General features: G+C 68.4%; 16 protein-coding genes. 10 read left to right on the top strand and 6 right to left on the bottom strand.

From position 1 onward, the window contains the following. Positions 1 to 37: 37 nt before the first annotated feature. Entirely contained in the window at positions 38 to 259 is a 222-nt protein-coding gene (locus tag ABFO07_RS03595) for a hypothetical protein (protein ID WP_059566397.1), read from the top strand. 19 nt (positions 260 to 278) lie between these two features. On the opposite strand, the gene ABFO07_RS03590 is transcribed toward ABFO07_RS03595, so the two are convergent. Together ABFO07_RS03590 and ABFO07_RS03585 are read right to left on the bottom strand one after the other, a co-directional pair. Further along, a complete protein-coding gene (locus ABFO07_RS03590) occupies positions 279 to 473 on the bottom strand; it encodes a DUF2905 domain-containing protein (protein WP_017334475.1) in 195 nt (64 codons plus the stop codon). A 12-nt stretch (positions 474 to 485) separates the two neighbouring features. After that, a complete protein-coding gene (locus tag ABFO07_RS03585) occupies positions 486 to 1,676 on the bottom strand; it encodes a class I SAM-dependent methyltransferase (protein ID WP_059906864.1) in 1,191 nt (396 codons plus the stop codon). Positions 1,677 to 1,689: 13 nt separating this feature from the next. Between ABFO07_RS03585 and ABFO07_RS03580 the strand changes: the two genes are divergently transcribed. The 7 genes from ABFO07_RS03580 to ABFO07_RS03550 all read left to right on the top strand — a co-directional run bounded on the left by ABFO07_RS03580 (position 1,690) and on the right by ABFO07_RS03550 (position 7,980). Next, positions 1,690 to 2,454 carry an SDR family oxidoreductase gene (locus tag ABFO07_RS03580; protein WP_059891203.1) on the top strand — a complete coding sequence of 255 codons (765 nt, stop codon included), beginning with the start codon at positions 1,690 to 1,692 and terminating at the stop codon, positions 2,452 to 2,454. A gap of 55 nt (positions 2,455 to 2,509) precedes the next feature. Beyond that, the gene (locus ABFO07_RS03575; protein WP_059566394.1) at positions 2,510 to 2,914 is read left to right on the top strand and encodes a dihydroneopterin aldolase; all 405 of its coding nucleotides are present in this window, start codon (positions 2,510 to 2,512) and stop codon (positions 2,912 to 2,914) included. Continuing rightward, positions 2,911 to 3,900, top strand: coding sequence for a tRNA 2-thiocytidine(32) synthetase TtcA (ttcA, locus tag ABFO07_RS03570; RefSeq protein WP_059566393.1), 990 nt, complete (start codon positions 2,911 to 2,913; stop codon positions 3,898 to 3,900). Before ABFO07_RS03575 ends, ttcA begins: the two co-directional genes overlap by 4 nt. A gap of 135 nt (positions 3,901 to 4,035) precedes the next feature. Next, positions 4,036 to 5,397, top strand: coding sequence for a bifunctional UDP-N-acetylglucosamine diphosphorylase/glucosamine-1-phosphate N-acetyltransferase GlmU (glmU, locus tag ABFO07_RS03565; protein ID WP_059886471.1), 1,362 nt, complete (start codon positions 4,036 to 4,038; stop codon positions 5,395 to 5,397). A gap of 52 nt (positions 5,398 to 5,449) precedes the next feature. Beyond that, positions 5,450 to 7,267, top strand: a complete 1,818-nt coding sequence (gene glmS / locus ABFO07_RS03560; RefSeq protein WP_059803394.1) for a glutamine--fructose-6-phosphate transaminase (isomerizing) — start codon at positions 5,450 to 5,452, stop codon at positions 7,265 to 7,267. Between the two features lie 33 nt (positions 7,268 to 7,300). Further along, entirely contained in the window at positions 7,301 to 7,762 is a 462-nt protein-coding gene (locus ABFO07_RS03555) for a hypothetical protein (protein ID WP_059566390.1), read from the top strand. Beyond that, on the top strand, positions 7,762 to 7,980 hold the full coding sequence (locus tag ABFO07_RS03550; protein WP_059566389.1) for a hypothetical protein: 219 nt from the start codon (positions 7,762 to 7,764) through the stop codon (positions 7,978 to 7,980). Before ABFO07_RS03555 ends, ABFO07_RS03550 begins: the two co-directional genes overlap by 1 nt. 83 nt (positions 7,981 to 8,063) lie before the next feature. Here the strand turns inward: ABFO07_RS03550 and ABFO07_RS03545 are convergent, their stop codons facing one another. Continuing rightward, positions 8,064 to 8,900 carry an FTR1 family iron permease gene (locus ABFO07_RS03545; protein ID WP_059566388.1) on the bottom strand — a complete coding sequence of 279 codons (837 nt, stop codon included), beginning with the start codon at positions 8,898 to 8,900 and terminating at the stop codon, positions 8,064 to 8,066. A 12-nt stretch (positions 8,901 to 8,912) separates the two neighbouring features. After that, the gene (locus tag ABFO07_RS03540) at positions 8,913 to 9,245 is read right to left on the bottom strand and encodes a cupredoxin domain-containing protein (RefSeq protein WP_347468332.1); all 333 of its coding nucleotides are present in this window, start codon (positions 9,243 to 9,245) and stop codon (positions 8,913 to 8,915) included. A 344-nt stretch (positions 9,246 to 9,589) separates the two neighbouring features. Here ABFO07_RS03540 and ABFO07_RS03535 point away from each other — a divergent pair, with 344 nt between their 5' ends. Next, complete coding sequence (locus ABFO07_RS03535; protein WP_059803399.1) at positions 9,590 to 9,790, top strand: heavy-metal-associated domain-containing protein; 201 nt, start codon at positions 9,590 to 9,592, stop codon at positions 9,788 to 9,790. 53 nt (positions 9,791 to 9,843) lie between these two features. Here the strand turns inward: ABFO07_RS03535 and ABFO07_RS03530 are convergent, their stop codons facing one another. Both ABFO07_RS03530 and ABFO07_RS03525 read right to left on the bottom strand, forming a co-directional pair. Next, entirely contained in the window at positions 9,844 to 11,334 is a 1,491-nt protein-coding gene (locus ABFO07_RS03530; protein ID WP_059886475.1) for an aldehyde dehydrogenase, read from the bottom strand. 91 nt (positions 11,335 to 11,425) lie between these two features. Further along, on the bottom strand, positions 11,426 to 11,977 hold the full coding sequence (locus tag ABFO07_RS03525; RefSeq protein ID WP_059566578.1) for a cupin domain-containing protein: 552 nt from the start codon (positions 11,975 to 11,977) through the stop codon (positions 11,426 to 11,428). 412 nt (positions 11,978 to 12,389) lie between these two features. Between ABFO07_RS03525 and ABFO07_RS03520 the strand changes: the two genes are divergently transcribed. Further along, the gene (locus tag ABFO07_RS03520; RefSeq protein ID WP_081059603.1) at positions 12,390 to 12,617 is read left to right on the top strand and encodes a hypothetical protein; all 228 of its coding nucleotides are present in this window, start codon (positions 12,390 to 12,392) and stop codon (positions 12,615 to 12,617) included. The last annotated feature ends 220 nt before the right edge of the window (positions 12,618 to 12,837 follow it).

Below are 12,837 nucleotides of genomic sequence, written 5' to 3'. Positions count from 1 at the left end.
GTGCTACGATGAAGTGTCCTTTTGCGGGAGAGGCATCATGGACACCAACACGTTCACGAAGGGCATCTACACGGCGAAAGCGCATACCCGGCACGCCGGCAACGGCCAGTTCCAGGGTTACGTGATCCTGAGCCGCGACGAAGGCGAATCGCCGGACAACACGGTGTACGACGTCGGCAGTACGAGCACCAACGAGGAAGAAGCGTTCAACGAGGCGAAGGCGCTCGCCCATCGCATCCTCGGCGAGATCGAGCTGTGACGCGCGCGCCGCCCGCGCGTCAGACGAGCCGCGCCACCATCGACACCAGCATCGTGATCACCAGCGTCGACATGAACGGGAACGGGTAGCGCCGCCCGCCGAGCGTGAGCGTCACGTCGCCCGGCAGCCGCCCGACGCCCAGCCGGCCGAGCCACGGCCAGCAGCGCGTGAGGATCATCACGGCCACGAACGACGCCATCAGCCAGCGCAGCATCGGCGGTGCCCGTCAGAGCGCGTGCGAGCGGTCGCCGCGCGCGAACGCGTCGAGCGTGCCGTCGATGCCGCGCGAGAACGCGATCACCTTGAACAGCTCGCCCATCTCCGCCTCCGAAATCAGCTTCTGCACCGCGTTCGCCGCGGGCAGGAACTGCGCGGCGTCGGACGGATCGATCTGCGCGAGCGCGTCGGTGATGCCCGCGTTCAGCAGGAAGCGCGCCTGCGACGTGTAGCCGAGCAGGTCGGCGCCGGTGGCGACGCCCGCCTCGTAGATGCCCGTGAATTCGACGTGCGCGGTGATGTCCTGCAGCCCCGGATAGAGGAACGCATCGTCGTGCGCGCGATGGCGGTAGTGGCACATCAGCGTGCCGCGGTCGCGCTGCGGGTGGTAGTACTCGTGTGCGGGAAAGCCGTAGTCGACCAGCAACACCGCGCCGCGCGCGAGCATCGAGCAGACGGTGCGGGTGAACGCGAGCGCCGCCTCGTGGGTCTCGGTCACGTAGCCGTCGGCGGCATCGAGCGCGGCCAGCGCCGGCGGCACGTCGGCCGGCGCGGCCGGACGATCCTCGAACACGAACGCCTGCCGCGCGTCGAGCGCGACGCCGCGCTCGTGCCACGCGCCGTCCGCCTTCGCGAACAGCCGCACCGGCATCGCGTCGAGCACCTCGTTGCCGACCACGACGCCGTCGAACCGCTCGGGCAGCGCGTCGAGCCAGCGCACCTTCGCCGCGAGGCCCGGCGCGGCGGCCGCGATCGTGTCGCGCTGCCGCTCGCGCAGTTCGCCGGACAGGTCGACGATCAGGTATTCGTCGAGCTCGGCCCCGAGCGCGTCGAGCGCCGCGAGCAGCCCCGCCGCGAGCTTGCCGGTGCCCGCGCCGAACTCCATCACGCGGCGCGTGCCGCTCGCCGCGAGCGCCTGCGCGACCGGCCGCGCGAGCGTCTGCGCGAACAGCGGCGACAGCTCGGGCGCGGTGACGAAATCGCTGCCGTCCTCGGCGCGCCGGCCGAACTTGCGCGCGCCGCCGCTGTAGTAGCCGAGGCCCGGCGCGTACAGCGCGCGTTCCATGAAGCGGGAGAACGGCAACCAGCCGCCGGCCGCCGCGATCTCGCCGCGCAGCTGCGTGGCGAGGGTTTCGGACTGCGCAAGCGCGTCGGGGCCGGGAGCAGGTAAACTAGCGGGTTCGTGAGCTTTCGGGTTCATCCCGGCATTGTAAATGACCGTTTCAGCCGATACGTCGAGCGCACGCGTGGTGCTCATCGCGGGCGCCCTGGACAGCGCGGCCGACGCCGCGTCGATCGGGCGCGCGCTGGCCACGGGGTTCGCCGGGCGCGGCTGGGACGTCGCACTGCAGCGCGGCCGCGACGCGCCGCCCGCGGCGGCCGATGCGCTGGTGGCCGAGGTCCGCGCGCTCGGGCGCCGCGCCGCCGTGCTCGACGCCGATCTGGCCCTCGAAGCCGAGGCCGCCGGGCTTGTCGCGGCATGCGGCGCGGCGCTGGGCCGCCCGGCCTGCGTCGTGTTCCATGGCGTGCCGGCGGGCGCCGACGACGCGCACACGGTGTGCCATGCGTCGCTCGCCGCCGCGCTCGCGCGCAACGTCACCGCGCCGCTCGCGCTGGCCCGTGCGCTGGCGGACGCAACGCCCGACGCCGCGCGCACGGACGAAGCGCTGCGCGCGTGCGCGATCCACGTGCTGGACCAGGCGCTGTTTCACCCGGCGCCCGGGCAGCTGTCGCACGCGCTGATGCAGGCCGCGCTGAACCGCGCGAGCGCCGCGCTGGCGCTGTCGCTGGCGCCGAAGGTGCGGGTCGCGGCGCTGGTGCGCGGGCGGGCGCCGCACGCGGACGACATCGCGGCGGCGGCCTGTTACCTCGCGGACGCGCCCGGCATCACCGGCGCGACGCTGACCGTCGACGGCGGCGAGCACCTGGCGGTGCCGCCGGCCGCCGGCCCGAATGAACCGCGCGGGCGCACGCCGTGATGGCCGCCGCCCGCGCCGCTTTGCGTGCGCGCACGCCAATTTGACTGGAACGACCATGCATTCCGCCCTCCTGCACCCCCGCCTCGCGGATTGCCGCAGGCTCTACCTGCGCGACTACGAGGTGCACATCAACATCGGGGCCTTCGAGCACGAGAAGCGCGGCGAGCAGCGCGTCGTCATCAACGTCGACCTGTTCGTGCCGCTCGCGCGCTCCACCCCCGTCGACGACCGGCTGCACGAAGTCGTCGACTACGATCTGATGAAGCAGAGCGTCGCGCAATGCCTGGCGCGCGGCCACATCCACCTGCAGGAAACGCTGTGCGACGCGATCGCCGCGCACCTGCTGGCGCACGACGCCGTGCGCGCGGTACGCGTCCGTACCGAGAAACCGGACGCCTATCCGGACTGCGACGCCGTCGGCGTCGAGGTCTTTCGCATCAAGGACGAGGAGCGAGCATGAACGCCCCCCATACCCCCCATCTGAATGATTCGGCCGCCGCTGCCGCGCCGGCCGACACCGGCCGCCCCGCGCTGACGCGCCGCGAGCAAAAAGAAGCGTACGAGAACAACAAGCTGTTCAAGCGCATCGTGCGCCAGGTCGGCCAGGCGATCGGCGACTACAACATGATCGAGCACGGCGACAAGGTGATGGTGTGCCTGTCGGGCGGCAAGGACAGCTACGCGATGCTCGACGTGCTGCTGCGCCTGCGCGAGCGCGCGCCGATCGACTTCGACATCGTCGCGGTGAACCTCGATCAGAAGCAGCCGGGCTTTCCCGAGCACGTGCTGCCCGAGTACCTGACGCAGGTCGGCGTGCCGTTCCACATCGAGAACCAGGACACCTACAGCATCGTCAAGCGGCTCGTGCCCGAGGGCAAGACCACCTGCTCGCTGTGCTCGCGGCTGCGCCGCGGGATCCTGTACCGCGTGGCCGGCGAGCTCGGCGCGACCAAGATCGCGCTCGGCCACCACCGCGACGACATCCTTCAGACGCTGCTGCTGAACATGTTCTACGGCGGCAAGCTGAAGGGAATGCCGCCGAAGCTGCAGTCGGACGACGGCAAGAACGTCGTGATCCGCCCGCTTGCATACGTGAAGGAAACCGATCTGGAGAAATACGCGGAGCTGCGCGAATTCCCGATCATCCCGTGCAACCTGTGCGGCAGCCAGCCGAACCTGAAGCGCGCGGAAATGAAGGCGCTGATCCGCGAATGGGACAAGCGCTTCCCGGGCCGCGTCGACAACATGTTCAGCGCGCTCGCGAACGTCGTGCCGTCGCACCTGATGGATACGGGCCTGTTCCCGTTCGCGTCGCTGCGCGCGAGCGGCGAGGCCGATCCGCAGGGCGACATCGCGTTCGACGAGGAGCCGTGCGCGTCCGGCGAAGAGACCGCCGCGCCGGGCGCCGCGAAACCGATCTCGATCGTCCAGTTCGACGACCTGTAAGCAGGGCCCGAACACCCGCCGGAACCGGGGCCCGCGGCCTCGTTCCGGCGCTGTCGCCCCGCCGCGACAGGCCCGGAACGACAGGGGCCGCATGCTAAAATGGACGGCTTCGAACTCCTCTGACAAGCTGGCGCCATGAATATCGTGATTTTGGCGGCAGGCACCGGCAAGCGCATGCGTTCCGCGCTGCCGAAAGTGCTCCATCCCCTGGCCGGCAGGCCCCTCCTCTCCCACGTCATCGCCACTGCGCGCGCACTGCAGCCGTCCCGGCTCGTGGTCGTCGTCGGCCATGGCGCGGAGCAGGTGCAGGCGGCGGTCGCCGCGCCCGACGTGCAGTTCGCGGTGCAGGCCGAGCAGCTCGGCACCGGCCACGCGGTGCGCCAGGCGCTGCCCCTGCTCGATCCCGCGCAGCCGACCCTCGTGCTGTACGGCGACGTGCCGCTCACCCGCGTGTCCACGCTCGAGCGCCTCGTCGACGCCGCGCGCGACGGCCGCTACGGCATCCTGACGGTCACGCTCGACGATCCGACCGGCTATGGCCGCATCGTGCGCGACCCGGCCGGCTTCGTCACGCGCATCGTCGAGCAGAAGGACGCGTCGCCGGAGGAGCAGAAGATCGCCGAGATCAACACCGGCATCGTCGTCACGCCCACCGCGCAGCTCGCGATGTGGCTCGGCGCGCTGAACAACGACAACGCGCAGGGCGAGTACTACCTGACCGACGTGGTCGAGCTCGCGATCGAGGCCGGCTTCGAAGTCGTCACCGCGCAGCCGGACGCCGAATGGGAAACGCTCGGCGTGAACAGCAAGGCGCAGCTCGCCGAGCTCGAGCGCGTCCACCAGCGCACGCTCGCCGACACCCTGCTCGCCGACGGCGTGACGCTCGCCGATCCGGCGCGGCTCGACGTGCGCGGCACGCTGCGCTGCGGCCGCGACGTGTCGATCGACGTGAACTGCGTGTTCGAAGGCAACGTGACGCTCGCCGACAACGTGGCGATCGGCCCGAACTGCGTGATCCGCAACGCGTCGATCGGCGCGGGCACGCGCGTCGACGCGTTCACGCACATCGACGGCGCCGAACTCGGCGCGCACACGGTGATCGGCCCGTACGCGCGGCTGCGCCCGGGCACGCAGCTCGCCGACGAAGCGCACGTCGGCAACTTCGTCGAGGTGAAGAACGCGGTGATCGGCCACGGCTCGAAGGCGAACCACCTCACGTATATCGGCGACGCCGACATCGGCGCGCGCGTGAACATCGGCGCCGGCACGATCACCTGCAACTACGACGGCGCGAACAAGTTCCGCACCGTGATCGAGGACGACGTGTTCGTCGGCTCGGATACGCAGCTGGTCGCGCCGGTGCATGTCGGCCGCGGCGTGACGATCGCCGCGGGCACGACGATCTGGAAGGACGTCGCCGACGGCCTCCTCGCGTTGAACGAGAAGACGCAGACCGCGAAGAGCGGCTACGTCCGCCCGGTCAAGAAGAAAAGCTGAACACCCTGCGGGCGCCGTGGTTGCGCCCGCTTCGACTTACAGGACTGTTTCCATGTGCGGCATTGTCGGCGCAGTTGCGCAACGTAATATCGTTCCGGTGCTGATCGAAGGTCTGCGGCGCCTCGAATACCGTGGCTACGATTCGTGCGGCGTCGCCGTGCTCGAACCGGGCGCGCCGAAGCGCGCGCGCAGTGTCGCGCGCGTCGCCGACCTCGACGCGCAGGTGCGCGAATCGCACCTCGAAGGCACGACGGGCATCGCGCACACGCGCTGGGCCACGCACGGCGCGCCGGTCACGCACAACGCGCACCCGATCTTCTCGTCGAACGCGCTCGCGCTCGTCCACAACGGCATCATCGAGAACTTCGAGCCGCTGCGCGACGCGCTGCGCGCGAAGGGCTACGAATTCGTGTCGCAAACCGACACCGAGGTGATCGCGCACCTCGTGCACAGCCTGTATCGCGGCGACCTGTTCGCCGCCGTGCGCGAAGCGGTGCAGCAGCTGCACGGCGCGTATGCGATCGCGGTGATCCACAAGGACCAGCCGCACACCGTCGTCGGCGCGCGCCAGGGCTCGCCGCTCGTGGTCGGCTACGGCAACGGCGAGAACTTCCTCGCGTCCGATGCGCTCGCGCTCGCGGGCAGCACCGATCACTTCACGTTCCTCGAGGAAGGCGACGTCTGCGAGCTGTCGCTCGACGGCGTGAAGATCGTCGACCGCCACGGCGCGGTGGCCACGCGCGAAGTGCGCGTCGTCAGCGCGTACGGCGGCGCGGTCGAGCTCGGGCCGTACCGGCACTTCATGCAGAAGGAAATCTTCGAGCAGCCGCGCGCGATCAGCGACACGATCCCGCAGGCCGACGCGTTCGACGCGACGCTGTTCGGCGATGCCGCGCCCGCCGCGTTCGGCGAGATCGACAGCCTGCTGATCCTCGCGTGCGGCACCAGCTACTACTCGGGCCTCACCGCGAAATACTGGCTCGAATCGATCGCGAAGATCCCGACCCAGGTCGAGATCGCGAGCGAATACCGCTATCGCGAATCGGTGCCGAACCCGCGCCAGCTCGTGCTGGTGATCTCGCAATCGGGCGAGACGGCCGACACGCTCGCGGCGCTCAAGCACGCGCAGTCGCTCGGCCATACGCATACGCTCGCGGTGTGCAACGTCGCGACGAGCGCGATGGTGCGCCTCACCGAGCTGCAGTTCCTGACGCACGCGGGCACCGAGATCGGCGTCGCGTCGACGAAGGCGTTCACGACGCAGCTCGTCGCGCTGTTCGTGCTGGCCGCGACGCTCGGCAAGCTGCGCGGCCATGTGGACGCCGCGCAGGAAGCGGAATACCTGAAGCAGCTGCGCCACCTGCCGGCCGCGCTGAACAGCGTGCTCGCGCTCGAGCCGCAGATCATCGCGTGGTCGGAAGAATTCGCGCGCAAGGAAAACGCGCTGTTCCTCGGCCGCGGGCTGCATTACCCGATCGCGCTCGAAGGCGCGCTCAAGCTGAAGGAAATCTCGTACATTCACGCCGAGGCGTATCCGGCCGGCGAACTGAAGCACGGCCCGCTCGCGCTCGTCACGGAAGCGATGCCGGTCGTGACGGTCGCGCCGAACGACACGCTGCTCGAGAAGCTGAAGTCGAACATGCAGGAAGTGCGCGCGCGCGGCGGCGAGCTGTACGTGTTCGCGGATGCCGACACGCACATCGTCAACGACGAAGGCCTGCACGTGATCCGGATGCCGGAGCACTACGGCCAGCTGTCGCCGATCCTGCACGTCGTGCCGTTGCAGCTGCTCGCGTATCACACGGCCTGCGCGCGCGGCACCGATGTCGACAAGCCGCGCAATCTCGCGAAATCGGTGACGGTGGAGTAATTCCGCGCCGACGGCGCAACTGACGGAGAAAGCATGGTGAGACTGATCGGATGCGGCTTGCTGGCACTGGCGTTCACGACGCCCGGCATGGCAGCCGACCATTACGTCGAGGTGTGGAATCCGCCCGAGGCGCGCACGGCCGCGCCGCGCCCGCCGGCGGCGCACGCCCCCGACGCGCACGCGGCCGCCCCCGCGAAGCATGCCGCCGCGCAGCAGAAGGCGGCCGTGAAGCCGCACAAGCACCACGTTGCGCCAGCCACGCAGACGCTGAAGACGGGCGCGCATCGCATGCCGGCGCCCGGCGCCGCATCCGCCGCCACGCCGGCCGCGCGCCCCGTCGCTCAGCCCGCACCGGGCCGGCTGACGGTGATGCAGCCTGACGCGCCGGATTCGCCGCATGGTCTCGCCTTCACCGACATCCCGCGCCAATACACGCCGGACGGCAACGTGCTGCGCGTCGGCACCCGCAACGGCCCAGCCAAGGTGACACGATAATGGAAGCGGAAACCTACCACGGCTACCAGATCTGGGGCCACGCAATCCTGCAGCAGGACGAGATCATGCAGCCCGAGCGCTTCGCGGCGAGCGGCACGATCACGCAGAACAACAAGCTCGTCGAAGCGTCGAGCGTGCTCGGCGTGTTCGATACGGAAGACGAAGCGCGCGCCGCCGGCCTCGAATGGGCGCGCGCGTGGATCGACAACCATCGTTGAACGATCGGGCCGAACGGCACCGCGTGACGAAAAAGGGGCGTCAGCCGTAAGCTGACGCCCCTTTTTGCATTCGAGCCCGCGACTCAGGCGGCGCGCCGTGGCGGGTGGATCGCCCCCTGCGGCCGGCCGACGAGCCGGGTCAGCACGACGATCGCGACGAGCGTGCCGACGTACGCGGCGATCTGGATGCCCGCCGGACGCGCCGTATAGCCGATCAGCGTATGCAGCGCCTTGCCGACGAGGCTCGTATCCTTGAGCAGCCAGGCCGTATCCCACACCGCATCGCCCCACGACGGCACGAGGCCGGCCGCCAGCAGGAAGCCCACGCACTGGCTCGCCATCCCGGCCGCGAGCAGGATGATCAGGCCGTTGGTCACGGAGAACAGGCGCTTCATCGGAATCCGCAGCAGGCCCGCATACATCGCATAGCCGAGCCCCGCGCCGCCGAGCACGCCCAGCAGCCCGCCGACGATCATCTGCGGCGTTTGCCCCGGGTCGCCGGCCGCGATCCCGTACAGGAACAGCACGGCCTCGGAGCCCTCACGCAACACCGCGACGCCGACGACGATGGCCAGCCCCGTCAGCGGCTTGCTGCCGGCCGCCACGGCGCGGCCGACTTCGGTCATGTGCATCGCCATCTCGCGGCCGTGCTTGCTCATCCAGATGGTGTGCCACGCGAGCATCAGCGTCGCGACGAACATCACGCCCGCGTTGAACACCTCCTGCCCCATCCCGGACGCCCAGTTCGAGATCACGTCGGCGAACGCCGCGATCAAGCCCGCGCCGATCACGCCGCCGACGAGCCCGCCGCTCACCCACCAGCCGCGGCGCGGCACGCCCTTCGTGGCGGCCATCACGATCGAGACCACCAGCGCGGCCTCGAGCACTTCACGAAAAACGATCAGGGCAGTGGACAACATGGCGGTGCGTGCTTACTTGACGGTCAGTTGCGTCTTCGACTGCGCTTCGTGGTATTCGTCGTGGAACTCGTAGGTGCCGGCCTTCAGCGGCCCGACCAGGATCTCGGCCGTCTTGCCGGCGGGGATCACCTTCTCGGCCTTGAAGTCGTCGCTTTCGAATTCGGCAGGCGTCGCGTCGAGGTTCTGCACGACGAACTTCACCTTCTTGCCGGCCGGGATCGTCACGCCCGCGGGCGAGAACTTGTGATCCTTCAGCGTCAGGTTGACGACGTCGTCGGCGGCGAAGGCGGACGTGGCCGATGCACCCAGCAGGGCGAGCGCGAAGCCGAAAGCGAAACGGTTCATGGCGGAATGGAAATGAGTATCGGAAGTGACTGATATTAAGATCGATTCGCATTTCCGCATCAAATGCCCTTGATTACGCAATGGAGATCACGCTTCACATCGTTTTGCAAACCCTTGTCGGGAAAGGAATTTCCTCATCCCCTTTTCCGGCGCCTTACGGTCAATCAGGATAAATGCCGACTGACGCTTTTGACCGAATCTATATTCGTCTGATTACACGTTTACGAATTGCTGTCGTTATACGGACGCCGCGCACGGTATCCTGCGCATCGTCGCGCGCCCGCTTGACCTTCCCATCGTGGCAAGCTTCAGGCTGTGCACACTCGTCAACTCTGGAGGGAACCATGGAATTCGAAGTTCAGGACATGACCTGCGGCGGCTGCGCGAACGCGATCACCCGCGCGGTAACCGCGGCCGATCCGGGCGCGAAGCTCGACATCGACGTCGCCGCGAAGCGCGTGACGGTCGAATCGACGCAACCGGCGGAACGCGTGCAGTCGATCATCGAGGCCGCAGGCTTCCATCCCGCGCTGCGCGCCGCCTGACGCACGGCGCCGGTTCCCGCGCGACACACGACGCGGGAACCGGCGGCCCGGCGTCAGCGCAGCCGCACGAGCGTCGACTTCAGCTCGGTGTACTTCTCGAGCGCGTGCAGCGACTTGTCGCGGCCGTTGCCCGACTGCTTGTAGCCGCCGAACGGGAAGTTCATGTCGCCGCCCTCGTCGTAGCAGTTCACCCACACGGTGCCCGCGCGCAGGCGCCGCGACACCTCGTGCGCGGTCGTCAGGTTCGACGTCCATACCGCCGCCGCGAGCCCGTAGTCGGAATCGTTGGCGATGCGCACCGCTTCGTCGACGTCGTCGAACGCGATCACCGACAGCACCGGCCCGAAGATCTCCTCGCGCGCGATCTTCGCATCGGGCTGCACCTCGAACACCGTCGGCTCCACGTAGAAGCCGCCCGTCTCCGCCCTCACCCGCGCACCGCCCGTCACGAGCCGGCCTTCGCTGCGCCCCGCTTCGATGTAGCCGAGCACGCGCTCGAGCTGGATCGCGTCGACGATCGCGCCCATCGACACCGACGGGTCCAGCGGGTTGCCGGGCACGTACGCGCGCGCGGCCGCGACGAGCTTTTCGATGAAAACGTCCTTGATGTCGCGATGCACGAGCAGGCGCGAGCCCGCGGTGCACATCTCGCCCATGTTGTAGAAGATCGCGCCGGCCGCGGCCTGCGCCGCGCGGTCGAGGTCCGGGCAATCGGGCAGCACGATGTTCGGCGACTTGCCGCCGAGTTCGAGCCACGCGCGCTTCAGGTTCGACTGCGCCGCGTACTGCATGATCAGCTTGCCGACCGCGGTCGAGCCGGTGAACGCGATGCAGTCGACGTCGCGATGCAGCGCGAGCAGCTTGCCGGGCTCGCCCGCGCCCGGCACGACGTTGAACACGCCCGCCGGCAGGCCCGCTTCGTGCGCGAGCTGCGCGACGCGGATCGCCGTGAGCGGCGACTTCTCCGACGGCTTCAGCACGACGCTGTTGCCGGCCGCGAGCGCGGGCCCGAACTTCCACGCGGCCATCAGGATCGGGAAATTCCACGGCACGACCGCGGCGACGACGCCGACCGGCTCGCGGGTGACGAGCCCGACCAGGTGATGATCGGCCGGCGCCACTTCGCCGCCGATCTTGTCGATCGCTTCCGCGAACCATTCGACGCAATACGCGGCGCCCGGCACGTCGACCGTCGTCGTGTCGCCGATCGGCTTGCCCGCGTCGAGCGTCTCGAGCAGCGCCAGCTCGTCGAGATGCTCGCGCATCAGCGCGGCCCAGCGCAGCAGCACCGCCTTGCGCGCGCGCGGGTTCAGCCCCGCCCACACCTGCGCGTCGAACGCGCGGCGCGCAGCGGCCACCGCCGCATTCACGTCGGCTTCGCCGCAATCGGCGACCTTCGCGAGCACGCGGCCGTCGATCGGGCTCACGCAGTCGAACGTGTTGCCGGTGCACGCGTCGCGCAATGCGCCGTCGATGAATGCGCGCCCTTCGATCGCGAGCGACGCCGCCTTGTCCTGCCAGTCCGCCAAAGTCAACTTACTCATCAGGATGCCTCAATGTTGTGGCACTCGCCGCACGGGCGGCATGCCTGTCGCGCAACGGGCGGCGAGTGCAGTGAAGCGCGGTGAAGCTCGGTCAGAAGGTCGGCGGCGAATTGGCCGAGACGACCTCGCAGACTTGCTCCGCGCTGGGATTGCGAAAACGGTGCGGCAAACGGCTTTCGAAGTAGTAGCCGTCTCCGGGGTCGAGCAGCCACGTCGCGCCGTCGACGGTGAGCTCGAGCCGGCCCGACACGACGACGCCGCCCTCGTGGCCCGCGTGCGCGAGCATCTCGGGCCCCGTATCGGCGTGCGGCTGGTAGATCTCGCGCATGATGCACATGTTGCGATCCTTCACGCCCGCGCCGACCAGATGGAACGCGAGCGCGTCGTTGCCGAGGTTCGGCATCTCGTCGCGGCGCGACACCACGGTGCGCGATTCGACGAGCTCGAACGTGAAGAACTCCGCGAGGCTCATCGGGATGCACTCGAGCAGCTTCTTCAACGAGCCGACCGACGGGCTCACGCGGCCCTGTTCGATCAGCGAGATCGTGCCGTTGGTGACGCCGGCGCGCTTCGCGAGCTCGCGCTGCGACAGCCCGTGCTTGTTGCGCACGTAGCGCAGCCGCTCGGCGACTTCGGTGGACATCGATTCGGTTTCGGACACGATAAGTGCGAGGAAAGAGGGAGACGACGCGTTGAACGGCCGTTGAATATTCTAATCACTTTATGGCGTATATTGACGGGGAAAACCCTGAAAGGCGTTCGAAATAATCGACGGCTTTCAGATCATTCCTTTTACGCATTTTTTATTCGCAGTGCTTGGGGTAAGCCCTGATCGGGGACCGTTAAAAAACATTTGACGCCGTTTTTGGCTCGTATATGCTGGCTCTCAGGTCAGCGTCATCGAGCCGTCATGTGCAACGAATCGCGTTATTGCAACGCAAAAATCGATGCCCGTCGATGTGAATGACGCCCGACCGGCGCCTCGATTATTTAAACGCCCCGCGCGTTCCGGCAATCAGGTGTTCAATACTTTCAACGAACCAGCGAGTGTAATCGTGAGAGTCCGTGGCCCTCTGGTGAGGTGGGATCGTGGCGATGCGCGAAGTCTGCGCAGCGCGGCATCCACCATCTCCGACGGCAGTTGCGGCTGGCATAGTCCTCGCCTGCTGCATCTGTCCATCTACACCATCCTGTCCCGTCGTTCCGTCCGGCGTCACAACGCCGTCTCCGCACGCGCATTCGTCGCCATCCACACCGACGACGTCGCTTCGCTGCTGCCATAGCGCCTCTCTTTTCCCGACGTCGTCTGTTTTGCCCGCATCACGTCCGCCGTGTCGCATGACCGGTGACGGATCGCGCACGCGCGTGCGTTGCCGCATGTCGCGTCGCCACGCAAAACGGACGCCGGCCTGATCGTCGCGCGCAGCGCGGATCGTCCAGATACCCGCTGCGCCCCTTCGTCAGCGGCCATGCGCCTCGCGCACGGCTGCGGGGCCGTGTCGC

It is taken from the genome of Burkholderia stagnalis, from assembly GCF_039848545.1.
Classification (GTDB): Bacteria; Pseudomonadota; Gammaproteobacteria; order Burkholderiales; family Burkholderiaceae; genus Burkholderia; species Burkholderia stagnalis.
This window is presented reverse-complemented; position numbering and strand designations above follow the sequence as displayed.

Excerpts from the sequence above, each read along its gene's own strand:
- ABFO07_RS03540 (WP_347468332.1), bottom strand. The coding sequence starts at position 9,245 with ATGAACCGTTTCGCTTTCGGCTTCGCGCTCGCCCTGCTGGGTGCATCG.
- ABFO07_RS03590 (WP_017334475.1), bottom strand. The coding sequence starts at position 473 with ATGCTGCGCTGGCTGATGGCGTCGTTCGTGGCCGTGATGATCCTCACG.
- ABFO07_RS03530 (WP_059886475.1), bottom strand. The coding sequence starts at position 11,334 with ATGAGTAAGTTGACTTTGGCGGACTGGCAGGACAAGGCGGCGTCGCTC.
- glmS (WP_059803394.1), top strand. The coding sequence starts at position 5,450 with ATGTGCGGCATTGTCGGCGCAGTTGCGCAACGTAATATCGTTCCGGTG.
- ABFO07_RS03535 (WP_059803399.1), top strand. The coding sequence starts at position 9,590 with ATGGAATTCGAAGTTCAGGACATGACCTGCGGCGGCTGCGCGAACGCG.
- ABFO07_RS03545 (WP_059566388.1), bottom strand. The coding sequence starts at position 8,900 with ATGTTGTCCACTGCCCTGATCGTTTTTCGTGAAGTGCTCGAGGCCGCG.
- ABFO07_RS03595 (WP_059566397.1), top strand. The coding sequence starts at position 38 with ATGGACACCAACACGTTCACGAAGGGCATCTACACGGCGAAAGCGCAT.
- ABFO07_RS03525 (WP_059566578.1), bottom strand. The coding sequence starts at position 11,977 with ATGTCCACCGAAGTCGCCGAGCGGCTGCGCTACGTGCGCAACAAGCAC.
- ttcA (WP_059566393.1), top strand. The coding sequence starts at position 2,911 with ATGAACGCCCCCCATACCCCCCATCTGAATGATTCGGCCGCCGCTGCC.
- ABFO07_RS03555 (WP_059566390.1), top strand. The coding sequence starts at position 7,301 with ATGGTGAGACTGATCGGATGCGGCTTGCTGGCACTGGCGTTCACGACG.
- ABFO07_RS03585 (WP_059906864.1), bottom strand. The coding sequence starts at position 1,676 with ATGAACCCGAAAGCTCACGAACCCGCTAGTTTACCTGCTCCCGGCCCC.
- glmU (WP_059886471.1), top strand. The coding sequence starts at position 4,036 with ATGAATATCGTGATTTTGGCGGCAGGCACCGGCAAGCGCATGCGTTCC.
- ABFO07_RS03580 (WP_059891203.1), top strand. The coding sequence starts at position 1,690 with ATGACCGTTTCAGCCGATACGTCGAGCGCACGCGTGGTGCTCATCGCG.
- ABFO07_RS03550 (WP_059566389.1), top strand. The coding sequence starts at position 7,762 with ATGGAAGCGGAAACCTACCACGGCTACCAGATCTGGGGCCACGCAATC.
- ABFO07_RS03575 (WP_059566394.1), top strand. The coding sequence starts at position 2,510 with ATGCATTCCGCCCTCCTGCACCCCCGCCTCGCGGATTGCCGCAGGCTC.